22 protein-coding genes are annotated in these 22374 nt (G+C 75.4%); 9 read left to right on the top strand and 13 right to left on the bottom strand.

Features of this window, described 5'->3' with window-relative positions; genetic code table 11:
• Positions 1–213 precede the first annotated feature (213 nt).
• Positions 214–2244 (top strand): S53 family peptidase, encoded by a 2031-nt coding sequence (locus tag VSR01_RS20575; RefSeq protein ID WP_326450647.1) that lies wholly within the window; start codon positions 214–216, stop codon positions 2242–2244.
• Positions 2245–2374: 130 nt separating this feature from the next.
• On the opposite strand, the gene VSR01_RS20570 is transcribed toward VSR01_RS20575, so the two are convergent.
• Complete coding sequence (locus VSR01_RS20570) at positions 2375–3541, bottom strand: hypothetical protein (protein WP_326450646.1); 1167 nt, start codon at positions 3539–3541, stop codon at positions 2375–2377.
• Positions 3542–3780: 239 nt separating this feature from the next.
• On the opposite strand from VSR01_RS20570, the gene VSR01_RS20565 reads away from it, so the two are divergent.
• Positions 3781–4575, top strand: a complete 795-nt coding sequence (locus tag VSR01_RS20565) for a hypothetical protein (RefSeq protein WP_326450645.1) — start codon at positions 3781–3783, stop codon at positions 4573–4575.
• Between the two features lie 100 nt (positions 4576–4675).
• Here the strand turns inward: VSR01_RS20565 and VSR01_RS20560 are convergent, their stop codons facing one another.
• From VSR01_RS20560 to VSR01_RS20545, 4 genes are all read right to left on the bottom strand, one after another.
• Positions 4676–5131, bottom strand: a complete 456-nt coding sequence (locus tag VSR01_RS20560) for a type II toxin-antitoxin system PemK/MazF family toxin (RefSeq protein WP_326450644.1) — start codon at positions 5129–5131, stop codon at positions 4676–4678.
• 105 nt (positions 5132–5236) lie between these two features.
• Positions 5237–6220, bottom strand: coding sequence for an aldo/keto reductase (locus tag VSR01_RS20555; RefSeq protein ID WP_326450643.1), 984 nt, complete (start codon positions 6218–6220; stop codon positions 5237–5239).
• Positions 6221–6230: 10 nt separating this feature from the next.
• Positions 6231–7076, bottom strand: a complete 846-nt coding sequence (locus VSR01_RS20550) for a zinc-dependent metalloprotease (RefSeq protein WP_326450642.1) — start codon at positions 7074–7076, stop codon at positions 6231–6233.
• A gap of 43 nt (positions 7077–7119) precedes the next feature.
• Positions 7120–7599, bottom strand: a complete 480-nt coding sequence (locus VSR01_RS20545; protein WP_326450641.1) for an ATP-binding protein — start codon at positions 7597–7599, stop codon at positions 7120–7122.
• A gap of 152 nt (positions 7600–7751) precedes the next feature.
• On the opposite strand from VSR01_RS20545, the gene VSR01_RS20540 reads away from it, so the two are divergent.
• The gene (locus VSR01_RS20540) at positions 7752–9086 is read left to right on the top strand and encodes a tetratricopeptide repeat protein (protein WP_326450640.1); all 1335 of its coding nucleotides are present in this window, start codon (positions 7752–7754) and stop codon (positions 9084–9086) included.
• 22 nt (positions 9087–9108) lie between these two features.
• On the opposite strand, the gene VSR01_RS20535 is transcribed toward VSR01_RS20540, so the two are convergent.
• Together VSR01_RS20535 and VSR01_RS20530 are read right to left on the bottom strand one after the other, a co-directional pair.
• Positions 9109–9546 (bottom strand): DUF3618 domain-containing protein, encoded by a 438-nt coding sequence (locus tag VSR01_RS20535; RefSeq protein WP_326450639.1) that lies wholly within the window; start codon positions 9544–9546, stop codon positions 9109–9111.
• Positions 9543–9950, bottom strand: coding sequence for a phage holin family protein (locus VSR01_RS20530; protein ID WP_326450638.1), 408 nt, complete (start codon positions 9948–9950; stop codon positions 9543–9545). The genes VSR01_RS20535 and VSR01_RS20530 overlap by 4 nt, the downstream gene beginning before the upstream one ends.
• Positions 9951–10122: 172 nt before the next feature.
• Here VSR01_RS20530 and VSR01_RS20525 point away from each other — a divergent pair, with 172 nt between their 5' ends.
• The 3 genes from VSR01_RS20525 (at position 10123) to VSR01_RS20515 (ending at position 12670) form a co-directional block, all read left to right on the top strand.
• Positions 10123–11085 (top strand): hypothetical protein, encoded by a 963-nt coding sequence (locus VSR01_RS20525; RefSeq protein WP_326450637.1) that lies wholly within the window; start codon positions 10123–10125, stop codon positions 11083–11085.
• Positions 11086–11350: 265 nt separating this feature from the next.
• Positions 11351–11578, top strand: coding sequence for a hypothetical protein (locus VSR01_RS20520; protein ID WP_326450636.1), 228 nt, complete (start codon positions 11351–11353; stop codon positions 11576–11578).
• Positions 11579–11653: 75 nt separating this feature from the next.
• On the top strand, positions 11654–12670 hold the full coding sequence (locus VSR01_RS20515) for an aldo/keto reductase (protein WP_326450635.1): 1017 nt from the start codon (positions 11654–11656) through the stop codon (positions 12668–12670).
• A gap of 69 nt (positions 12671–12739) precedes the next feature.
• On the opposite strand, the gene VSR01_RS20510 is transcribed toward VSR01_RS20515, so the two are convergent.
• On the bottom strand, positions 12740–13549 hold the full coding sequence (locus tag VSR01_RS20510) for a sensor histidine kinase (RefSeq protein WP_326450634.1): 810 nt from the start codon (positions 13547–13549) through the stop codon (positions 12740–12742).
• A 53-nt stretch (positions 13550–13602) separates the two neighbouring features.
• Between VSR01_RS20510 and VSR01_RS20505 the strand changes: the two genes are divergently transcribed.
• The gene (locus tag VSR01_RS20505) at positions 13603–14325 is read left to right on the top strand and encodes a hypothetical protein (protein ID WP_326450633.1); all 723 of its coding nucleotides are present in this window, start codon (positions 13603–13605) and stop codon (positions 14323–14325) included.
• 351 nt (positions 14326–14676) lie between these two features.
• Here the strand turns inward: VSR01_RS20505 and VSR01_RS20500 are convergent, their stop codons facing one another.
• The 5 genes from VSR01_RS20500 to VSR01_RS20480 all read right to left on the bottom strand — a co-directional run bounded on the left by VSR01_RS20500 (position 14677) and on the right by VSR01_RS20480 (position 20133).
• Positions 14677–15453: a response regulator transcription factor gene (locus VSR01_RS20500; protein WP_326450632.1), complete on the bottom strand. Its 777-nt coding sequence runs from the start codon at positions 15451–15453 to the stop codon at positions 14677–14679.
• A 202-nt stretch (positions 15454–15655) separates the two neighbouring features.
• Entirely contained in the window at positions 15656–16645 is a 990-nt protein-coding gene (locus VSR01_RS20495; protein ID WP_326450631.1) for a hypothetical protein, read from the bottom strand.
• A gap of 4 nt (positions 16646–16649) precedes the next feature.
• Positions 16650–17864 (bottom strand): ABC transporter permease, encoded by a 1215-nt coding sequence (locus VSR01_RS20490; protein ID WP_326450630.1) that lies wholly within the window; start codon positions 17862–17864, stop codon positions 16650–16652.
• The gene (locus VSR01_RS20485) at positions 17861–18748 is read right to left on the bottom strand and encodes an ABC transporter ATP-binding protein (RefSeq protein ID WP_326450629.1); all 888 of its coding nucleotides are present in this window, start codon (positions 18746–18748) and stop codon (positions 17861–17863) included. The genes VSR01_RS20490 and VSR01_RS20485 overlap by 4 nt, the downstream gene beginning before the upstream one ends.
• Positions 18745–20133 (bottom strand): efflux RND transporter periplasmic adaptor subunit, encoded by a 1389-nt coding sequence (locus tag VSR01_RS20480; RefSeq protein WP_326450628.1) that lies wholly within the window; start codon positions 20131–20133, stop codon positions 18745–18747. The genes VSR01_RS20485 and VSR01_RS20480 overlap by 4 nt, the downstream gene beginning before the upstream one ends.
• Positions 20134–20465: 332 nt before the next feature.
• Here VSR01_RS20480 and VSR01_RS20475 point away from each other — a divergent pair, with 332 nt between their 5' ends.
• A complete protein-coding gene (locus VSR01_RS20475) occupies positions 20466–21368 on the top strand; it encodes a hypothetical protein (protein ID WP_326450627.1) in 903 nt (300 codons plus the stop codon).
• Positions 21369–21593: 225 nt separating this feature from the next.
• On the top strand, positions 21594–22316 hold the full coding sequence (locus tag VSR01_RS20470) for an alpha/beta hydrolase (RefSeq protein ID WP_326453735.1): 723 nt from the start codon (positions 21594–21596) through the stop codon (positions 22314–22316).
• Positions 22317–22374: the final 58 nt, after the last annotated feature.

Genomic DNA, 22374 nt, shown 5'->3' with positions numbered 1-22374 from the left:
CGTACGCCCCCGTGCCCACGCGATGGTCAAGGGCCTCCCAAGAGGCGCTGATCGCCATTCCCAGCGTCAATGGGTGGCGTGCACACTACAGCCAGTTCAGCGGCGGTTTCCGCGCTCGGCGCGCCCGCCGGAAACCCTACGGACCTTCACGTTGGAGTCGTCATCACCGACATAGCCAAGAACCCACGTGCCCTGCGGACCCGCCGCGCCGGCGTGGTCGCGGCGGCGTCCCTGGCCGTCGTGGCCGGTTCGCTGGTGCTCGCCGCGCCGTCGCAGGCCTCGGCGGCCTGCGCCGCGAGAACCATCGCGGGCAGCCACCCCTCCTGGGCGACCCCGTCCGCCGACGCCGGCGCCGTCCCGGCCGGCGCCGAGATCACCGGAACGGTCTATCTGGCCGGACAGGACGCCGCCGGGCTGACCCGCTACGCGACCGCGGTCTCCGACCCCTCGAACGCCGCCTACGGCGCGTTCCTCACCCCCGCGCAGTACCAGGCGCGCTTCGGCGCCACGCCCGCGCAGATCGCCGCCGTGCAGAAGTGGGCGCGCGACTCCGGCCTGACCGTGGTGAGCACCACCGACCACGCGATCCAGGTGCGCGGCACCAACGCCGCGATCACCAAGGCGTTCGGCACCAGCGTGCACAACTACCGCGTCGCCGGCGCCCTGCGGCACGCGCCGTCCTCCGACGTGGTCGTGCCGGCCTCGGTGTCCACCGCCATCCTGGGCGTCACCGGCCTGACCTCGGTCGGCTCCAACGTCGCCCGGCCCGACTCGGTCAAGGTGAGCACCGCCGCCCGCCCGGCCGGCGCCACCGCCAACGGCGCCAAGGCCGCGAGCCTGGCCGCGAGCCCCGCCGACGGCCTGCCCACCGTGTCGACCTGCTCCGACTACTGGGGCCAGAAGATCGCCAAGGGCGCGCCGGCCGGCTACACCGACAAGAACGTGCCCTTCGACCAGTGCTCGTTCTACCCCTCGCAGCTGCGCAAGGCGTACGGCATCAGCGCCTCCGGGCTGACCGGCAAGGGCGCGACGATCGCCATCGTGGACGCGTACGGCAGCTCCACCATGGAGTCGGACGCGAACACCTACGCCACCAACCACGGTGACAAGGCGTTCCGGCCGGGCCAGTACCGCGAGGTCGTGGACCCGACGCAGTGGACCAACCAGGACCTGTGCGGCGGCCCGGAGGGCTGGGCGCCCGAGGAGGCGCTGGACGTCGAGATGGCGCACGGCCTCGCGCCGGACGCCAACGTGGTCTACGTCGGCGCCAACTCCTGTGACGACACGGATCTGTTGGCCGCGATCACCACGATCGTGGACCACCACCTGGCGGACGTGGTCTCGAACTCGTGGGGCGAGATCATGCACACCACCGACGACCTGGACGTGACCGCGTCCGAGATCGCCGCGTACGAGCAGGTGTTCAAGCAGGCCGCGGTCGAGGGCATCGGCATCGGCTTCTCCGCGGGCGACTGCGGCGACTCCAGCCCGCTGGCCGCCGCGACCGGCGTCAACTGCCAGGCCGACACCTCGCGCGCGCAGGCCAACTGGCCGGACTCCGACCCGTGGGCGACCTCGGTCGGCGGCACCGCGCTCGGCATCAGCAACAAGAGCGGCTCGTACGGCTTCGAGACCGACATGGGCACCCTGCGCTCCAACCTGTCGGCGGACGGCAAGAGCTGGACGCCCGCGCCCCCGGCGCCGTTCTACTTCGGCGGTGGCGGCGGCACCAGCGAGGACTTCGCGCAGCCGTGGTACCAGCGCGGCGTCGTGCCCGGCTCGCTGTCGCACACGCTGATGACCGGTGACAAGAGCCGGACCGCGCAGCGCGTCACGCCGGACATCTCGATGAACGGCGACCTGTACACCTCGGTGCTGGTCGGCATCTCCGACGGCGCCGACTACAGCGAGGCCGGCTACGGCGGCACGAGCGTGTCCTCGCCGGAGTTCGCGGCCGTGCAGGCCGACGTCAAGCAGGCGCTGCACCACGCGGTCGGCTTCGCCAACCCGTCGATCTACGCCCGCTCGCGCGTGGTCACCGACGTGGTCGACCGGCAGGCCCAGCACAGCAGCACCCCGCTGAGCAGCATCGCCGACTTCGGCCTGGTGAACGGCACGCTGGCGGTCCGCCTGGTCGCCTTCGGCGAGGACACCTCGCTGAACGCGGTGCGCGGCTTCGACGACGCGACCGGCGTCGGCTCGCCGAACCTGGACTACTTCCGGTCCTTCGGCGCGCGCCGCTGAGCCTGAGCGGCAAGCGACGTACGGGCGGGGCCCGGTGGGGACGCTTCTCCCCACCGGGCCCCGTGCTCGTCCGGGCCTGCTGCTGTGCTTGTCCGGGCCGGCCGCCGTGCTTCTCCGGGCCGGCCGCCGGTCAGCCCACCCGCAGGGTGAGCGCGGCGGTGTGCAGCGAGCCGGCCGCCTCGAACTGCAGGAACAGCCGCCAGTCGCCGGCCGCGGGCAGCTCCGCGTGGAACGCCAGATCGGGGCCGCCGCCGCGCCCGGCGGCCACCGGCGTGGTCGGGTGCAGGTGGGCGAACGCCTGGTCGCCGGCGTGGAAGGCGGTCAGATGCGCGTAACTGTCCAGGTACGGCTGGAGGTCGCGGTACGGCTCGCCGCCGCGGGTGATCCGCACGGTGAGCGGGTGCGCGGCGCCCGCGGCGGGCGCGGGACCGGTCAACGCCACGGTGAAGCCATCGACCCGGACCGAGCCGGCGGGCGCGGGCAGCGGCACGGCCGCGTCGCCGCCGGATGCGCCGCCGGAGGCTTCTCCTGCCACGTCGAGCGGGTGCGAGAGCACGAAGTCCGTGCCGCGGCCCGGCCCCGCGCCGGGGGTGAAGGTGGTGAACAGCCGCCAGCGGCCCGGCCGCAGCGCCGCGAGGTCCGCGGTCCAGGTGCCGTCCGCGGCCATCACCGGATGCAGGTGCTGGAAGCCGGTCAGGTCCGAGCGGATCGCGTAGAAGTGCAGCCGCTCGGTCTGCTCCGCCGCGAAGTCGGTCAGCGGCGCGCCGCCGGGGGCGGTGATCCGGAAGCGGTAGCGCAGCGGGACGCCGGCGGGAGCGCCGGACGCGGGTGCGGTGTCGGCCGCCGTTCCCGCCGTTCCCGGTGTCGTCGCGGACGCCGTTCCCGCGGCCTTCGCCGTTCCCCGGGCCGTCGGCGAGACGCTCACGGCCACCGGGACCAGCCGGTAGCCGGCGCGGTGGTCGGCGAGCCCGTCGCCGCCGGCCGAGGGCCGCATGCCCGGCATGCCCGCCATCGAGGGCATCGACGGCACGGCGCCCGCGGAGGGGCCGGACGGCGTCGCGGCGGCGGTGGAGTGCGCCACGCCGTCGTGGTGCATGCCCGGCATGGAGGACCTGCCGGAGCCGTCACCGCCGGAGGAGCCGCAGGCGGCGAGCAGCAGGGCCAGCGCGGCGGCGGCGCCGAGCGCGGCCGGACCGCGGGCGACCACCCCGCGCGGACGCGGGCGCGGGTGCGGGAACGGACGCGGGCGCGGGTGAAGTGCGCGGGCGCGCAGGGGAGTTCGCGAAGCAGTACGCATGGATGAGGTCCTCCGGGTGGGCGCGCCCCGGCCGCGGCTGCCGAGGAGCACGTCGCCCCTTCCGAACGGGTGCGGGCCGCCGACCGGAGCCCACGATACCCCGCCGGGGTATAGGGAAGGGGCAGGTGGGCGTCCCCGGGGTGGCGTGGGCGGGTCCGAACGTTCCAACTAGGTCACTAAGCGCGCCCTCCCCCGGCCGACGCCTTGCCGCCACAGGAACGTCCGCCATACTGCTGGCCGTGGAGCAGCGCATAGGTCCGACGGTCCCGCCGACGAACGCTGCCGGAGTCGATCCGGCCTACGTACCCGGCCTCCTGCCACCGCGTGCCCCCGCGGCGGACGAGACGGTCGCCGGGAAGCCCGACGCCGCCTCCGGCAAGGACGCCGCTTCCGAGGACGCCGGGCGCGAGGCCGCGCCCGCGACGTCCGAGGCCGAGGACGCGGACACCACCGCGGACGCGGCGGACACCGCGTCCGCCCCGAGCACCGCGGCGGCGGACGGCCGGGCAGGCGACGCCGACGAGGCCGACCAGGACGGTGAGACCGCGGAGGACGACGACTCGCCCGTGTTCGAGGTCTCCGACCGGCGCGGCTCGATCCGCGTGGGCCGCACGGGCGTCACCTTCCGCCTGGACTCCGAGGTCGCCGAGTTCGGCTGGGACGAGGTGCAGGCCGTCGAGATCGACACGCCCCGCTTCGGCAAGCGCTTCAGCGTGACCGTCTACACCTCCCCGCGCCGCTGGTTCCAGTTCGACGTCGAGGCGCCGAACCGCGCCGCGCTCAAGTCCTGGGCCGCGGAGCTGGACGAGGTCCTGGACGTGCACTTCGACGACGGCTCCGAGGAGAAGGCCGCGACGGAGACCGAGGCCGAGGCCGAGTCGAAGGCCGACACGAAGGCCGAGTCCGCGTCAGGGGCCAAGCCCGAGGCCACGACCGAGGCCGCCGCCGACACGACCGAGGCCGCCGACAAGGCCGGGCCCGCCGCCGACAAGGCCGCGGACAAGGCGCCCGAGGACGCCGAGACCTCGGCCTGACGGAGCGGGCGGCCGGACCCCGAGCCGGGAGCCGGCGCCGGACCCGTAAGCGTCCGGCGCCCGACGCGCCGCCCGCGGTCAGCCGACGCGTCGCCCGCGCTCAGCGCCAGCCGTACAGCTCTCTGAGGCGGCCGACCACCAGGTCGAACCGCCCGCGATCGAGCGCGCACGCCTCGCGCCGCATCCCCTGCTCGTGCAGCCGCAGCACCCGGTCCAGCGCCACCCACGAGTCGCGGCCCGCGCGGTCCCACGGCCCCGAGCCGATCGCGACCCACTCGCGGTCGTCGTCGTGGCGCTTGCTGGACAGCTGCACGGCGAGCAGCGTGCCGGCGGCCTCGCGCGCGACGACGAGGACCGGGCGGTCCTTGCCCCGGCCGTCGTTCTCCTCGAAGGGCACCCAGGTCCACACGATCTCGCCCGGGTCCGGGTCGCCGTCGTGGGCCGGCGCGTAGGCGGTGCGCACCGGCCCCACCGCGTCCGGATCGGCCTCGGTGGTGGCGTACGGGCCGCTCGCGCCCGGGAACTCCGCGTGGTCGTCAGCAGTGAAGGTCGTCACCCGCACGACGGTAGCGGGCCGCGCCCCCGGACCGGCCGCAGGGCCCGCACGCGCCGAGGCGCGCCACCGGCCTGCGGGCCCGCGGCGCCGCGGGCCCGCACCCCCTCACCAGCGGTCGTGCACCTGCGGCCGGATGCGGCGGTCGTACAGCTCGCGGACCGCGGCGAGCGTCGCGTCCGGCAGCGGCGGCAGCGCGGCGGCCTCGGCGTTGGCGCGGGCCTGGCCGACGTTGCGGGCGCCGGGGATCACCGAGGTGACGCCGGGCTGCTGGACGATCCAGCGCAGCGCCGTCTGCGCGGGCGTGGCGCCCTCGGGCGCGAGGGCGGCGAACTCCGCGGCGGCCTCCAGCCCCGTCTCGTAGTCGACACCGGAGAACGTCTCGCCCTGGTCGAACGCCTCGCCGTGCCGGTTGTACGTGCGGTGGTCGTCGGCGGCGAAGACCGTCTCGCGGGTGTACTTGCCGCTCAGCAGACCCGAGGCGAGCGGCACCCGGGCGATGATCCCGACGCCGGCCGCCGCGGCCGCGGGGAGCACCCGCTCCAGCGGCTTGAGCCGGAACGGGTTGAGGATGATCTGCACGCTCGCCACGCCCGGACGGGCGATCGCCGTCAGCGCCTCCTCGCACGTCTCCACGCTCACCGCGTAGTGGGCGACGCGCTTCTCCGCGACGAGCGTGTCCAGCGCGTCGAAGACCTCGTCGGAGGAGTACACCGCGGTGGGCGGGCAGTGCAGCTGGACCAGGTCGAGGGTGTCGACGCCGAGGTTCGCGCGCGAACGGTCGTTCCACGCACGGAAGTTGTCCAGGACGTAGTTCTCCGGGAGCTGGTCGGCGCGACGGCCCATCTTCGTCGCGACGAACACCTCCGCGTCCGGACGGGCCTTGAGGTAGCGCCCGATGACCTGCTCGCTGCGGCCGTCGCCGTAGACGTCCGCGGTGTCGAAGAACGTCACGCCGGACTCCACGGCGGCGTCGAGCACGGCGGTCGCGTCCTCCTCGCGGACGTCCCCCCAGTCACCGCCCAGCTGCCACGTGCCCAACCCGATCACCGATACGGACCGCCCGGTCCGTCCCAAAACTCGCTGCTCCATGCCCCCGACCCTACGCCGGGCGCCCGCAGCCGGCGCAAGGGGACGCCTCACCGGGTGGCCGCGCCACCCTGGCGACCCACTGCTCGGGGTCGGCGATCTCGCGCCGGGTCGGCAGCAGCGAGGGGGCGGTCCATGCGAGGTTGAGCGTGTCGGCCCCGGCGAGGGTGACGACGTCGACGGCCCACACGGCGCCTGCGTCCTGGACGGCCTGGGGCGTCTCGCCGTCCGCCTCCCCGCCGCTGCCGCCGCTGCCGCTGCTGCCGCTGCCGCTGCCGACGACCGTCATGAGCGTCTTCATCTCCGCCGACTCGCGGCCGGTCCGCATCCCGACCTTCCGCCCGATCAGCCGCGTGGTCACCTCGGCGTCCGCCCACCGCGCATGGCCGTGGAGGGCATGGTCGGTGGCGATGTCGGGCCATCCCCTGGCCTCCTTGAACAGCGTCTCGTGGGCGAGGAACGCCGTCCCCCCGCTCGCCCGGTGCTGTCCCACCCGTGCCAGGTGATGGGCCAGGAACGCCATCAGCCCGTCGTCCTCCACCCCCCACTCGGCCAGCGCGTCCGGCACCAGGAGGATCTCGGGTTCCCAGGCCTCCGTCTCGACGACGGCCCCCCGGACGAGCCGCCACAGGCTCGTCCGCCGACTGTGCCGCGTCAGCGCCGCCCTCCGGAACACCTCGTACGCGGCGTCCGGAAACGCGAAGTCCCGTATGTCGCGCAGGACGACGCGTCCGGTGTACGCGGTGTGGGCGGCGTGCCAGGCCTCCGGCGTCACCAGCCGAATGACGGGGCCGTCGCCCACACGTAACCGCGTGACCTCTTCCAGGACCGGCAGAACGGCGTCGACGAGGTCGCTCACCGCCACGCCCCACGGGATCCCGCGGGGCGCCTCGACGCGGACGTCACACAGCGGCACGGTCCCTCGCCCCCCGCGGCCGGTCCGCCTGCGACGGGCGAGCGCCGGAAAGGACCGCCCACACGACCTTCCCCGGTTCTTCCCGGTCCCGCACACCCCACTGCCCCTCGGTGAGCGCGTCGACGAGCACGAGCCCCCGCCCCGACGCGGCGTCGTCCGGCGCGCCGCCGCGGAACACCGGCATCCGCTCGGAGGCGTCGTGCACCTCGATCCGCACACCGTCCGCCAGCCGCTCGAACCGCGTCGCGATCACGTTCCGGTACGGCGGACGCGCGTGCGCGACGGCGTTGGTCACCAACTCCGAGACCACGAGCGCCGCGTCGTCCGCGAGCCGCGACAACCCCCACGGCTCCAACTGCGCGAGCAGCATCCGCCGCGCCCGCGCAACGGACCGCGGCGTCGGCGGCCACGTCCTCACCACGCTCTCTGCCCCAGGGACGAACAGCTGGACGATACGGTGTTCCACGTCGGCGCTCCTTGCGGCGTCGGCCATGCCCCCGGGCCGGTCACGCGGTCGCGGGGGTCTGTCTTGCTCTAGGCAACCGGTCTGTTACGCAGCGCGGTACCGTTACGGAGAAGGCGGTCCGTAAGAGCGCTAAACGCGGGGAGCAGGCGCACATGGGTGACAGGCAGCCCAACGAGGGCCTGACCCGGCTGTACCGGGAGAGCGGCTGGACACAGCGGAGATTCGCCCAAGAGGTCAACAGGATCGCCACGGAACGCGGAACGCCCACCCGTTACCAGGGCCCCTCCGTGCACCAGTGGCTGGACGGCCACATGCCCAAGACGGAAGTGCAGCCGCTCATCCTGGAAGCGCTGTCCCGTCGCCTGCGCCGGCCCGTCACCCACGCACAGGCGGGCTTCCCGCAGCCCCCGGGCGATTCCCCCGCCGCGGGAACGGTCGACGGGCTGCTCGACCTGGGCGAGCAGGACATGAGCCCGACGCGCAGGAGCGTCGTCGGCGCGTCGCTCTTCTCCGTGGCACTCGCCGTCCCCGGCTGGCCGGAAGTCGTCGGCCGGATGGAAGCTGTTGCGACCGGGCAGACGCGGCGCATCGGGATGCCCGAGGTGGACATGGTCGTCGCGATGACGGAGCAGATTTCCCAGCTGGACGACCAGTTCGGCGGACGGCACGCCCGCCCGATGGCAGCCGCCTTCCTGGTCAACACGGTTGCGCCGTATCTGAAAGCGGACGCCTCCGAAGCGACGCGGAAAGCGATGATGTCGGCCGCGTCGGACCTGTGCTATTTGACGGGGTACATGGCGGTGGACGAAGGCGTCCACGGAATCGCCCAGCGCTATTACCTGAAGGCGCTGGAACTAGCCGGCGCCGCGGAAGATCACCTCACGTTCTGCACCACGCTGAGAGGCATGAGCGTTCAAGCGGTGGATCTGCGGCATGGCCCGGAGGCGCTTCGCCTCGCCGACGCCGCTGCGGCGGCTTCTCCGCAGGCCGGCCCGCGGATGCGCGCGTTCCTCGCCGGGCAGCAGGCCCACGCGTCGGCGCAAGTGGGCGACCGCGCCAACGCCTTGCGGTATTTGCGTGAAGCCGACGCCGCGATGGAAAAGGCCGAGTCCCGGGAGAAGGCATTCGGCTCGTACGACCCGGCGGCACTGAACTACCACACCAGCCAAGTCCGGTTCGAACTCGGCGACATGCGTGGCGCAGTCGAGGCGATGCAGCAGTCCGACAAACTCCGCTACAGCATCTACCGACGCACACGGGTAAAGGAACGTGGTCTTCTGGCAGAGCGCCAATTCGCCATAGGCCACCTCGAAGCAGCCTGCGCGACGTGGCACACCGCACTGGACGACTTCCCCCTCGTACAGTCCGGCCGCGCCGACCAGCGGATCGCCGAGATGTTCCGCCTGATCCGCCCGCACCTCAAGAACCCCACCGCCCGCCACCTCTACGAGCGCGCGCGAGCCATCGCCCCCAAGCTCGCGGCGTGAGCGCGCGACGCCCGGCGCCGGGTCAGGAGCGGCGGGCCGCCCAGACGGCGGCGCCGGCGGTCGCGGCGGTCAGGGCGAGAGCCGCGGCCCCGTAGGCACGCCGGGCCGGGTCGGGAGCGGGGGAGAGCGGCGCCTGCGCCAGGTGCGAGCCGGACTCCTCCGGGGCGACCCCGTCCACGGCCGCGGCCAGGGACGCCTCCCGGCCCACCCCGGCGGCCGCCGCGCCGCCGGACGCCTCCCGGTCCGCGCCGCCCGCCACCGCGGCCGGGGACGACGCGCGGTGCCGTGTCACGCGCCGCGCCGACTCCCGGAAGCGCTCCGCGGTCTCCGTGGCCTTCGCCTTCGCGCGTGCCGGGACGTCCGCCTTGGCCGCGAGCTCCTCGACGGTGCGCCCCAGCTCCTCGCGCGTCTGCTCGATCTGCCGCTCCAGCTCCGCCAGCGTGGGGTCCTCGCGCGTCATCGCTTCGCCCTTTCCCTGATCGCCTCCAGGTCGTGCCGCATGCTGTCGACCGCCTCGCCCGGCACCGGCGGCACCGCGCGCTTCACCTGGCCGCGGCCGGCCAGCGCGAGCAGGCCCGCGCACAGCAGCAGGCCGCCGCCGACGATCAGGGCCGCCGCCCACAGCGGGAGCGGTATCGCCACGGCCACGATCGCCGCCGTGACGAAGGCGGCGAGGCCGAAGAACGCGAGCAGCGCCGCCGCGCCGAAGAGCCCGCCGCCGACGCCCGCCCGTTTGCCCTTCTGCGCCAGCTCCGCCTGCGCCAGCTTCAGCTCCTGGTGCACGAGCTGCGAGAGCTGCTCGGTTCCCTGCTTGACGAGTGTGCCCACCGAGCGGTCGGCACCGTTCACGTGCGCGTGCGCCACGTCGCCTCACCTCCGTCCACCGCGCCGTCCGCAGGGTCCCGGCACGTGCCGGGGGCCGCGATACGGCGCGATTGCGTCATATCGCACGGCTAACCCGTGAGGCGGATCGGAAACCCGGGGCCGGCGGCGCGGCGCGACGATGGGCGTATCAGCCGATTGTTATATGTACGGAATGAGGCGATTGCACGGTTACGGTCCCGCGGCGGCGACCCTCGCCGCCGGCTGCCTCCTCGCCGCGGGGGCGCCCGCGACCCTCGCGTCCGCGTCCGCGTCCACGTCCACGTCGGCGCCCGCGTCCCGGACGCCCCTGTCCGCGGTCCCGGCCGCCGCGGCGAGCGGCGGCGACGTCGAGGTGCACGCGGACTCGGCGCCGCCCGGCACGCGGGCCGAGGCGGCGCAGGTGTGCGTCTTCTACCTGGACGCGTTCGGCTTCGCCCCGGGCCGGCGCATCGACTGGACGGTCACCGCCCGCGCGGCCGTTCCGGGGGCGGGCGCAGGTGCGGGCACCGGCGCAGGTGCGGGCATGAGGCCGAGCACGGCCGCGCCCCCTGGCTCACCCACCGGCCCGAGCGCACGCGCAGACGCGGAACCGGCCCCCGCGCTCGCCGACACGATCACCGTCGGCCCCGACGCGCAGGGCGTGACGGAGAACCTCGCGCTGCCCGCCGGCGCCTACCGCCTGGCCTGGACCACCCCCGGTCCGCCCGCCGCGTCCGGCCACCGCGACTTCACCGTCGCCGCCGACTGCCCCGACGCCCCCGCCGCGGCGCCCGCCGCCGGTACGGCGACCCCGTCCGCGGGCTCGGCCCCCGGCGCGGCCGACCCCTCCGGCACGTCCCCGGGCGCGCCCCCGGACCCGCCGTCCGGCTCCCCGCTCGGCCTCCCCCAGAGCCTCCCTCTCGACCGCCTCCCCACCGCACCCCCGTACGCCGCCGTACCCCCCACGCCCGCGCGCCCGGCCCCGCGCCCGCACGCCCGTACCGCCGCGGCCGACGCCGCCGCCCCGGCCCTGCGGACCGTAGCGCCGAGCCTGCGGACCGCCGAGGGCCGCCGCGAGGTCTTCTGCGCCGTCGCCTTCCTCGCGCTCACCGCCGCCGGGCTGGCCGGCCGCCGCCGCGCCCGCACGCCCCGCTGACCGCCCGGAGCCGCCGCCCGCCGGCCACCCCCCGGGCGTACCCTCGAATGCGGGACGAAACCGGGCGTGTCTTCCCGAAGGGAACGAGGTGGTCGCCGTGGTGGGTTCCGAAGTGCGGCACGGCCCCCGGGGGTCGGTTCGGGCGCGGGCGCGGGGCCGGAGGAACGGCACCGCAGGGCCCTGCTGCTCGGGGAGATCGCCGCGGAGGGGCCGCCCGGGCTCGCCCGGGTGCCGCGCCGCGGCCGGGGACGCCGACGCCGCGTCGATGCCGGTCACCGCGCTGGTGCACGCCGCGCCGGGGATGACCGCGCTCGACGGCCACCAGTTGCTGCGCCGCGCGCACATCCGCGAGCGCGACCTCGCCGGCGAGATCACGCCGGACCAGCGCGTCGCCCTGCTCGAACTCGTCGACCGCACCGATCGCCTGCGCCACGCGATCCAGCCCGGTCCGGTGGCCCCCGGCGTCGCCCCGCCCCCCGGCCCGGTCCGCTGAGCCCAGCCCCCGGACCGCGCCACGCCCCGCCGCGTCCTTGCCATGGAGCGCACTCCAGGGTGTTGGCTGAACGCCATGGAGTACACCCAGCTCGGACGTACCGGACTCAAGGTCAGCCGCCTCGTGCTCGGCACGATGAACTTCGGCTCCTACGCCGAGGAGTCCGACAGTCACGCGATCATGGACGCGGCGCTCGGCGCCGGGGTCAACTTCTTCGACACCGCGAACATCTACGGCCGCGACGACCACAAGGGCCTGACCGAGGAGATCGTCGGCCGGTGGCTCGCGGGCGGGGCGGACCGCCGCGACAAGGTCGTGCTGGCCACCAAGCTCTACGGCAACATGACCAACGACGGCACTCCGTGGCACCAGCAGTCCTGGCCCAACCACGAGCGCCTCAGCGCGCTCAACATCCGCCGCGAGGTCGAGGCGAGCCTGCGGCGGCTGCGCACCGACCACATCGACGTCTACCAGTTCCACCACGTGGACCGGGCGACGCCGTGGGAGGAGATCTGGCAGGCGATCGACGTCCTGATCCGCCAGGGCAAGATCCTCTACGCCGCCTCCAGCAACTTCGCCGGCTGGCACATCGCGCGGGCCAACGAGGCCGCCGCGCGCACCGGGATGCTCGGCCTGGTCAGCGAGCAGTGCCTGTACAACCTCGCCGAGCGCACCGCCGAGATGGACGTGCTGCCGGCCGCGCAGGCGTACGGCGTCGGCGTGATCCCCTGGTCGCCGCTGCACCAGGGCCTGCTGGGCGGCGCGCTGCGCAAGGAGCGCGAGGGCGGCGCGGCGCGCACCTCGGCCGCCGCCGGGCGCTCGGCCCGCGGGCTCGCGGACCCGGCGGTCCGCGCGCGCGTCGAGGCGTACGAGAAGCTGGTCGCCGAGCACGGCTTCGAGCCCGGCGAGGCGGCCCTGGCCTGGCTGCTGACCCGGCCCGGCGTCACCGGACCGATCGTCGGCCCGCGCACCACGGCCCAGCTGGAGTCCGCGCTGCGGGCGGTCGACCTGGACCTGTCCCCGGAGTTCCTGGCCGGGCTCGACGCGATCTTCCCCGGTCCCGGCCCCTCCCCGGAGGCGTTCGCCTGGTAGGCGCCGCGGCGTGCCGGCGCGTCGGGCGCGCCCCCGGCCCGGCGGGAGCGCGCCCGGCCCCGCCCCGCCTCAGCGCGGCGGGGCGGGCAGCCGGATGCGGAAAGTCGCGCCCTGCCCGGGCGCGGTGTCGAGCTCGACGTGGCCGTGGTGGGCCGCGACCAGGGCCGAGACGATGGACAGGCCGAGCCCGGCGCCGCCGCCGCTGTGCCGCGAGCGCGAGGCGTCCACGCGGTAGAACCGCTCGAAGACGCGGGCGGCGTCGGCGGGGGTCAGCCCCGGCCCGGCGTCGGCGACCTCCAGGACGCCCTGCCCGCCGGCCGTGCCGACGCCGATCCGCACCGGGGTGCCCGGCGGGGTGTGCGCGACGGCGTTGCCGACCAGATTGGCGACGACCTGCCGCAGCCGCGCCTCGTCGCCCAGCACCGGCGCGGGCCCCGGCGGCGTACCGGACCCCTCGACGGCGCCGGCCGCGCCGACCGCGCCGGCCGCGCCGCCGCCGACGGGACCGCGCGGCCCGCCGAGCCCGGTCAGCGTGACCGTACGGGACGGATCGAGCGCCGTCGTGTCGTGCAGCGCGTCCACCGCGAGGGTCCGCAGGTCCATCGGCGCGAGCTGCAACGGGCGCTGCTCGTCCATCCTGACCAGCGTCAGCAGGTCCTCCACCAGGCCGCCGAGGCGGATCGCCTCGCTCTCGATCCGGGCCATGGTCCGCTTGACGTCGGCCTCGCCGGGCAGCGCGCCCATCCGGTACAGCTCGGCGAAGCCCCGGATGCCGGCCAGCGGGGTGCGCAGCTCGTGCCCGGCGTCGGCCACGAACCGCCGCATCTGGTCCTCGGACTCCGCGCGGGCCGCGAACGCCGACTCGATCTGCGCGAGCATCCCGTTGAGCGCCAGCGACAGGCCTGGCCTCGGTGCCGGGCGAGCCGGCCGGCATGCGGTGCGACAGCGGGCGTCCGGCGGCGATCTCCGCCGCGGTCGCCTCGATCCGGCGCAGCGGGCGCAGCCCGGCCCGCACCGCGAACCAGCCCGCGACGCCCAGCAGCGCCGCGACCAGCCCGCCGATCAGCAGGAAGCCGGTGCTCAGCCGGTCGGTGGTGGACGACACGTCGTCCAGAGACGCGGCGACGACGACGCCCGCGGGCAGCGGCTGCCCGTCCCGCGCGAGCGGCTGCGCGTACGGGCCGTACGCGCCGGAGCCGGAGCCGGAGCCGGAGCCCGAGCCAGAGCCCGAGGTGGAGCCGGAGCCCGCCCCGCCGTCCGCAGCGGTGCCGGCACCCGCAGCCGTGCCGGCACCCGTGCCCGTTGCGGCGCCCGGACCCGTACCCGAGGCGCCGTGCGCGCCCGCACTCGAATCGCCGTGCGCGCCCGTACCCCGCGGGGCCCCGCCGCCCGAGCGCCCGGCCACCGGCACGATCAGCACCCGCCAGTGGCCGCCGCCGTGGTCGCTGGCCACGTCGAACGGCTTGTCCAGCCGTGCCCGCAGTCCCGCCGCGTCCATCCGCGGCCACAGCGGGCGCGGGTCGTCGGCCGCGACCGGAACCCGGAACTGCTCGCTGACCTGCCCGTCGACCGCGGCGAACGCCACCACGAACTGGCTCGGCAGCCACGGCCGGGCGTTCCCGCCGGACCCGCCGCCGCTGCCCGGCCGGACGTAGCGCGGCGCCGGGACGCCGTCGGTGCCCAGCCGCTGCGCGAGCGGCTGCCCGTAGCGGGCGAGCTGCTGGTCCACGCGGCGCACGAGCTGCCCGCGCACCGAGCCCAGCACGAGGGTGTCGCTCACCGTGAGGCCGAGCAGCACCAACGCCAGGCAGAGCAGCACCAGGCGCGAGCGCAGCGACACCGCCGACAGCCGGAACCGCGCCCGGCCCGCGCCGCCGCTCCCCGGCCGCCCCACGGTACGCAGCCCGTTCCGCAGACCGGTCCCGGACCGCAGCCGGGACCCGGTCCGCGCCCGCAGGGCCCGCGCCCGCGCGACCGCCGCCCGCGCCACCGCGCCCACGGCGGCCTCAGCCGCCCTGCGCCGACGGCACTGACTGCGCGGACTGCCCGGGCTGCGGCCGGCGCAGCACGTAGCCCACGCCGCGCACGGTGTGGATCAGCTTCGGCGCGCCGCCCGCGCCCGCGTCGACCTTGCGCCGCACGTACGAGATGTACGACTCGACGATGCTCAGGTCGCCGCCGAAGTCGTACGCCCACACGTGGTCGAGGATCTGCAGCTTGGAGACGACCCGGTCGGCGTTGGCCATCAGGTACGCGAGCAGCTTGAACTCGGTCGGCGACAGCGAGACCGGCCGGCTGCCGCGCAGCACCTGGTGGCCGACCGGGTCGAGTTCGAGGTCGCCGGCGACCAGCCGGCCGTCGTCGGCGGGGCCGCCGGTGCGGCGCAGGATCGCGCGGATCCTGGCGATCAGCTCCTCCAGGCTGAACGGCTTGGTGACGTAGTCGTCGCCGCCCGCCGTCAGCCCGCTGATCTTGTCCTCGACGCCGTCCTTCGCGGTCAGGAAGAGCACCGGCAGCCGGTCGTCCGGACCGCCCGCGCCGGACCTGGCGGGCGAGCCCGCCTCCTCGCGCAGCCGCTTGACCACTGCGAAGCCGGTCATGTCGGGGAGCATCACGTCGAGCACCACGAGGTCGGGCCGCTCCCTGGCGACCGCGGCGAGCGCGTCCGCGCCGGTCGCGGCCGAGGTGACGCGGAAGCCCACGAAGCGCAGCGACGCCGAGAGCAGCTCGCGGATGTTCGGCTCGTCGTCGACGACCAGCAGGCTGGCCTCGGGGGTGTCCATGGCGTCGTCCCTCCTGGCCCGGGTCGCGGTCGGGTTCGTGCGGGCGTGGGTCCTGCGGGCGTAGGTCCTGCGGGCGTGAGTCCTGCGGGCGTACGGCGCCGCGGCGACATGTCCGCCGCCGCACCGTACGCCCCGTGCCTGTGAACGGGTGCGGGCGCCGGAAAACGGCTGCGCGCGTCGGAAACGGGCGCGCGCGGCCCGCTCAGTTGCCGCCGGTCCCGCCCGCGGCGCCGGTCCCGCCGCCGGCTCCACCCGCGCCGCCGAAGTTCCCGAAGCCGCCGAAACCGCCGAAGCCGCCCGCGGTGGCCTCGCCCTGGGTGACCGTGGTCGCGGCGATCTCGCCGCTGCCGTTGTCGCTGCCGCGGATGGTCACCGACTGGCCGGGCTGCAGGTCGGCGACCTTGCCGTCCTTGGCCTCCGTGACCTTGGTGCTCGCGCCGGTGGTCACCTTGACGATGTTGCCGGAGGCGTCGGTGACGTAGATCGTGTTGCCGTCGACCAGCTTGACCGTGCCGATGGTGACGCCGGAGCCGCCCGTGCCGGAGCGCGCCCCGGCGCCGCCCGCGGCCGTACCCGTTCCCGCGCCGGTCCCGGCGCCCGTGCCCGCGGTCGCGCCGGTCCCCGCGCCGCCGAAACCGCCGAAGGTCCGGCCGCCGCCGCCCGTGCCGGTCCCGCCGCGGCTCGCGCCGGCGGCCGCGGCGAAGGCGTTGCCCCGGCCGCCGCCCGGCGTGCCGTTCAGGTGGTGCTTCTCCACCAGCGCGCCGCCCGCGAAGGCGCCAGCGGCGACCACGCACGCCGAGAGCGCCAGCGTCAGCCAGGGCAGCTTGCGGCGCGGCGGCGCGGCCAGCTCGGCGGAGATGTCCCGCGCGTCCGGCGGCTGCGCGAGGATCTCCTCGGGCCGCTCGACGGGCGCGCCGCCCGGCCCCTCGACGATCTCGCCGCCCTCGAAGAGGGCGAGGCCGTCGCCGGGGCCCGCGGCCCCGGCCGGCTCGATCTCGCCCGGCTGCGGGCGCGGGACCGGCAGGCCCGCGTCGGCGTCGGCCTTGACCAGTTGCCCCGTGCGGCGTCGCGCCATCTCTGCCTCTCCCTTGACCTGCTCGTCCTGCCCGTACTGCTCGTCGTGCCTGTACTGCTCGTCGTGCCTGTGCTGCTCGTCCTGCCGGGGCCCGCGGCCCCGCCCGTGCCGTGCCATCGCGTCACTCGTGCCGCAGTGCCTCGATGGGCCGCAGGCCCGCCGCGCGGTTCGCCGGGTAGCTGCCGAAGAACAGCCCGATCGCCACCGCGATGGCGAACGCGCCCCACACCGACTCCGGGATCACCACCGGCTTGATGCCGACGATGGTGAAGCGCGAGCCGATCAGCCCGGCCAGCACCCCGAGCCCGCCGCCCACCAGGGACAGCAGTGTCGACTCGGCGAGGAACTGGCCGAGGATGACGCCCTTGGGCGCGCCGATCGCCTTGCGGATGCCGATCTCCCGGGTCCGCTCGGTGACCGTGACGAGCATGATGTTGGTGATGCCGATACCGCCGACCAGCAGCGAGATCGCGGCGACCGCGCCCAGCAGCACCGTGAACGTCTTGTTGGTGTCGGACTGCGTGCTCAGCAGGGACTCCTGGCTGCTGACCCGGAAGTCCAGCGCGGTGGCGTCCTTGATGCCGTGCTGGGCCATCAGCACCGTGGTGATCTCGTTCTGCGCCGGCGTGGTGGCGTCCGCGGACTTCGCCTCGACCAGGATCTGGCTGATCGGGCCGAAGCCGGTGAACGCGTTCTGCACCGTCGGCAGCGGCGCGACGACCGTGTCGTCCGGGTCCTGGAAGCCGGTGCCGCCCTTGGTCTCCAGCACGCCGACCACGGTGAACGGGGTGCCGCCCACGACGACCTTCTTGCCGACCGGCGACGCGGTCCCGAACAGGTCGGTGGCGGTGGTCGAGCCGATCACCGCGACCTTGCGGGAGTTGAGCACGTCGTCGGCGCTGAAGTAGTCGCCCTTGGCGACCTTGCTGTTGGACGCCTCGAAGTACGCCGGGTAGGTGCCGACGACCTGGCCGACGGTGTGCGAGGTCCCGTCGTAGATCGCGGTCTGCGAGGTGGTCACCTCCGGCGCCACGGACTGCACGTCCGGCGCCGCCGAGGGGTCGGCCAGCGCCCGCGCGTCGTCCACGGTGAGCGGCTTGGTGCTGGTCGCGGTGGAGCCGCCGGAGCCGAAGCCGCCGCCGGAGGAGACCGTCAGCGCGTTGGTGCCGAGCTTCTCGATGGAGTCCTTGACCGACTGCGAGGAGCCGTTGCCCACCGCCAGCAGGATGATCACCGCCGCGACGCCGATCAGCACGCCGAGCATGGTCAGCGCCGAGCGGACCTTGTTGGCCGCGAGCCCGCCGGCCGCGAACCGCAGGATCTCGAACGGGTTCACCTGGTTCCCCCTGTCAGGGCGTGCGGGGACAGCGCGGGCGGCGGGCCGTCGACCGGCGCCTGCCGCACGTCGGCGGTGATCCGCCCGTCGACCAGCCGGATCACCCGCTTGGCGTGCCGGGCCACCTCGTCCTCGTGGGTGATCAGCACGACCGTGCGGCCGGAGGCGTTCAGCCGGTCGATGACGGCGAGCACGTCCTCGGTGCTCTGGCTGTCGAGGTTGCCGGTCGGCTCGTCGGCCAGCAGCATCGCGGGCGCGGTGACCAGCGCGCGGGCCACCGCGACGCGCTGCTGCTGGCCGCCGGACAGCTCGTTCGGCCGGTGGCCGACGCGGTCGGCGAGGCCGACCAGTTCGAGCGCGGCCAGCGCCCGGCGGCGGCGCTCGGCCGACTTCACCCCGGCGTAGGCGAGGGGGAGTTCGACCTGGGCAAGCGCGGGGGTGCGCGGCACCAGGTTGAACGACTGGAAGACGAAGCCGATCTTGCGGTTGCGGACCAGCGAGAGCTGGTGCTCGTCCAGACCGCCGACGTCGATGCCGTCCAGCAGGTAGCGGCCGGAGGTGGGCACGTCGAGGCAGCCCAGGATGTTCATCAGGGTGGACTTGCCGGAGCCGGAGGAGCCCATCACCGCGACCATGTCGCCCTGCTCGACGACGAGGTCGACGCCCGGGGACTCCTCGCCGGTCGCCGGGTCCGGCGGGCCGCCGAGCGCGCGGACGACCGCGTCGCCCTGCCCGTACGTTTTGCGCAGCGCGCGTACCTCGATGACCGGGGCCGGGCCCCAGGGGGACTGCCCGGCGCCGGGGTCGAGCGGCACCGGGTCCTCGGCGTGCCGGCCCGCAGCCGAGACCCGGCGGAACGCGGCGGGCGTACGGGGCAGCCTCACCGCCCGCCACCCCCGCCGAAGCCGCCGGTGCGGAATCCGCCCCCGCCGCCGGCGCCGCCGAACCGGCTGCCGCCGGTGCCGATGCCGCCGGGGAACGCGCCGCTCGGGAAGCCGCCGCTGCCGGAGGAGGCGACGGTCGGGATCTGCACCTGCTGCCCCTCGGTGAGGCCGCTGGTGATCTGGTCGGTCGAGTCGCCCTCGACGCCGACCGTGACAGCGGTACGGGTGGTCGAGCCGTCCTTGTTGACGACCAGCACCGTGCGGTTGGCGCCGGTGCCGGAGACCGCGGCGGTCGGCACGCTCAGCGCGTTCGTCGCGGAGCCGGTGACCACCTGGATGCTCGCGCTCAGGCCGGTGCGCAGGTTCGAGGTGTCGCTGGTGATCTGGAGCGTCGCCGGGTACTGCACGGCGCTGCTCGACCCGCTGCCGCCGCCCGAGGAGCCGCTGCTCGCCGGGAGCGAGCTGATGGACAGCACCTTCGCGTTCAGCACGGTGCCGGACTCGGCGTTGAGCGTGACCGTCGCGGCCTGGCCCGCCTTGATCTTCAGCGAGTCGGCCTCGGAGAAGTCCGCGGTGACCTGCATGCCGCTGGGGTTGGTCAGCACGACGAAGCCGGACGGCGTGCTGCCGGAGGAGGCCGAGGAGCCGGACGAGCCGGAGGCCCCCGAGCCGCCGGAGCCGCCGGTCGTGCCGGAGCCGCTGCTGCCGGAGGAGCCGGAGACCGTGTCGCCCTTCGCGCCGCCCACCGAGGCGACCGTGCCGGCGACCGGGGCCTTCAGCACGCAGCCGTCGACCGCGCGCTGGTCGGCGTCGACCTTGTTCTGCGCCTGGGTGACCTGCGCCTGGGCCTGCGCGAGCTGCGCCGGGTCGACGGTCGGGGTGGGCGTGGGGGTCGGGGTGGCGGCCGCGCCGCCGCGGCTGCCGGAGGAGCCCGAGCCGTCGGAGCCGGAGGAGCCCGAGGAGCCCGACGAGCCGGTGGAGGCGGGCAGTTCGCCCTCCTCGACCTTCGTCAGGTTCGCCTGCGCGGCGGTCAGCGACGCCTGGTCCTCGGCGAGGGTCTCCTCCGCGTCGGTCGGGTCGACCTTCGCCAGCACCTGGCCCTTCGTCACCTTGTCGCCGGCCTTGACGTCGACCTCGGTGAGGGTGCCGCCGGTGGTGAAGTCCACGCCCGCGTCGCTCGGCGAGGCGAGCGTGCCGGAGCCGGACACGGTGGCCAGCACCGTGCCCTTGGTCACCGTCGCCACGCGCGCCGTGCCGCTGCCCGCCGACGAGCCGGAACCGTCGTCGTGCACCGCCGCGTACGCACCGCCGGCGCCCGCGAGGACCACCACGCCGAGCACCGAGTTGATCAGGACGGCCCTGCGCCGCCGTGGGAGCACCTTCATGGCGCGCATCCTGGCCGGGGCGGCCTTTGAAGCCCTGGGAGAACCCTGGGAGTTCGCTGGGAGCGCGGGCCCGTGCGCCAGGCGCACGGGCCGCATGACGGACGGGGCCGGACGAATCCCCCCGGAACCGCGGGCTCCGCGGGCCGGGCCGCCGCCGGTTTCCCCGGGAACTCACAGGTCGGTCCCCGACAGTCCCCACCTGGGTGCGGTTCAGTTCCGACCGGGCTCGCGGGCCCGCGCCACGACCCGTACCGCCGATCCGACCCGTACCGCCCATCCGACCCGTACGGCCCCATCCGACCCGTACCGCCGATCCGAGGAGACGCACGGAGATGACCTGGACCCCTGGCCGGCCGTCCGCGGCACCGGAGAACGCGGGGCAGTCGGCGGCGCCGGAGCCCGGACGGACGCCTCTGCGGCGGGACGCCGCGGCGCCGGCTCCCACGGGACGGGCAGGCGCGGTCTCGCGCACGGACGCGGTCTCGCGCACGGACGCGATCCCGCGGGCAGGCGCCATCCCGCAGGCGGACGCCATCCCGCGGACAGGCGCCATCCCGCGCAGGGGCGCGGCGCTGCGCGCGGGGGCCGCGGTCGCCGTGCTGGCCGCGGCGGGGGCGCTGCTGCTCAGCGCGTGCTCGTCGTCCTCCGGGTCGTCCGGGTCCGCCGCGGGCGGCGCCTCCTCGGGCAGCGTCTCCCCCGCGGCGTCCGCGTCCGGCTCGGCGTCGAACGGCAAGGGCGCGCAGGCGATGGAGGCGTACCGGCAGTGCCTGTCGCAGCACGGCGTCGACCTGCCGACGTTCCACCGGCCCTCGGGGCGGCCCTCGGGCTCCGGGCGGCCGAGCGGCGGCCCGAGCGGGCGGCCGAGCGGCGGGTTCGGCGGGGGCTTCGGCGGCGGGTTCGGCGGATTCGGGGGCGCGTCCCCCGACGCGGCGACCCAGAAGGCGCTCGACGCGTGCGCGTCGCTGCGGCCGCAGTTCACCGGGCAGCGCGGCGGCGCGGGCGGCGACAGCAGCGCGTTCCAGGCGTTCACCAGCTGCCTGAAGGACCACGGGGTGACCCTCGCGACGCCCACGCCCGGCGCCGGCAACGGCTCCGGAGGGCGCGGCGCCGGCTCCGGCTTCGGCGCGCTGCGCGGGCTGAACACCGCGGACCCGAAGACCGCGAAGGCGTACACCACGTGCAAGCCCCTGCTCCCGACCCGCCCCACCGGGGCGCCGAACCCCTCCGCGACGTGACGGCGTCCTGAAGCGCGAGCTCACCCTCGGCGAGACCCCCGGCGCCGGAAAACCCGTGGCGGCCTGCGGGGGGCCGCTGTTAGCTTTCCGCCAGGCCGTGCAGGACGACGAGGAGGTGGTACCCGTGAACGTTTCGACATGGGTGTTCCCCCTTGGGGTCGCGGTCGGGCGATAGGTCGTCCGGGAGTGCCGTCACGAGCTCTCCCGAAAGGCACGACCATGACCCTGCGGTTCACCTCCGAGCGGCGCCTCGACGACGGCGTCCTGGAACGCGAGTTCACCCTCGGCGAGACCCCCGGCACGCTGTGGGCGCCCGAGTCCGCCGCGCCCCTCCGGCTGATCCTGATGGCGGCCAACAACGGCATGTCCAAGGCGCAGCCCCGACTGGCGGCCCGGGCCCGCCACACCGTCTCGTCCGGCTACGCGGTGGCGTCCATCGACGCGGCCGGCTGCGGGGACCGGCCCCGTACCGCCGCCGACGAGCAGGCCCGCGCCGACCTGCGCGCGGCGATGCGGGCCGGCGAGCCGGTGGACGAGATCTTCGAGTCCTTCATCGGCCCGCTGGTCGAGAACGCGGCCCCGGAGTGGCGCACCACGCTGGACGCCCTGCTCGACCTGCCCCAGATCACCGGCCCGGTCGGCTACTCGGGCTGGGCCGCGCTGGGCATCCGCCTCGCGGCGACCGACCCGCGCGTCGCCGCGGCCTGCCTCTTCGCCGGCGGCTACGTCCCCCGCGCCCAGCGCGAGGAGGCCCGCCGGATCGCCCTCCCGCTGCTGCTCCTGCTCCAGTGGGACGACGAGGGCAACCCCCGCGAGCGGGCCCTCGACCTGTTCGACTCCTTCGCCGGCGCCGAGAAGACCCTCCACGCGAACACGGGCGGCCACACCGGCACCCCCTGGTTCGAAACACAGGACGCCGACCGCTTCTTCACCCGCCACCTGAAGTAACCCCCACCCCCACCACCCCCCGGGAAGGGCCCCCGGACCCTTCCCGGTAGGGGGCCCG

This window comes from Actinacidiphila sp. DG2A-62 (assembly GCF_035825295.1).
Lineage (GTDB): Bacteria > Actinomycetota > Actinomycetes > Streptomycetales > Streptomycetaceae > Actinacidiphila.
This window is presented reverse-complemented; position numbering and strand designations above follow the sequence as displayed.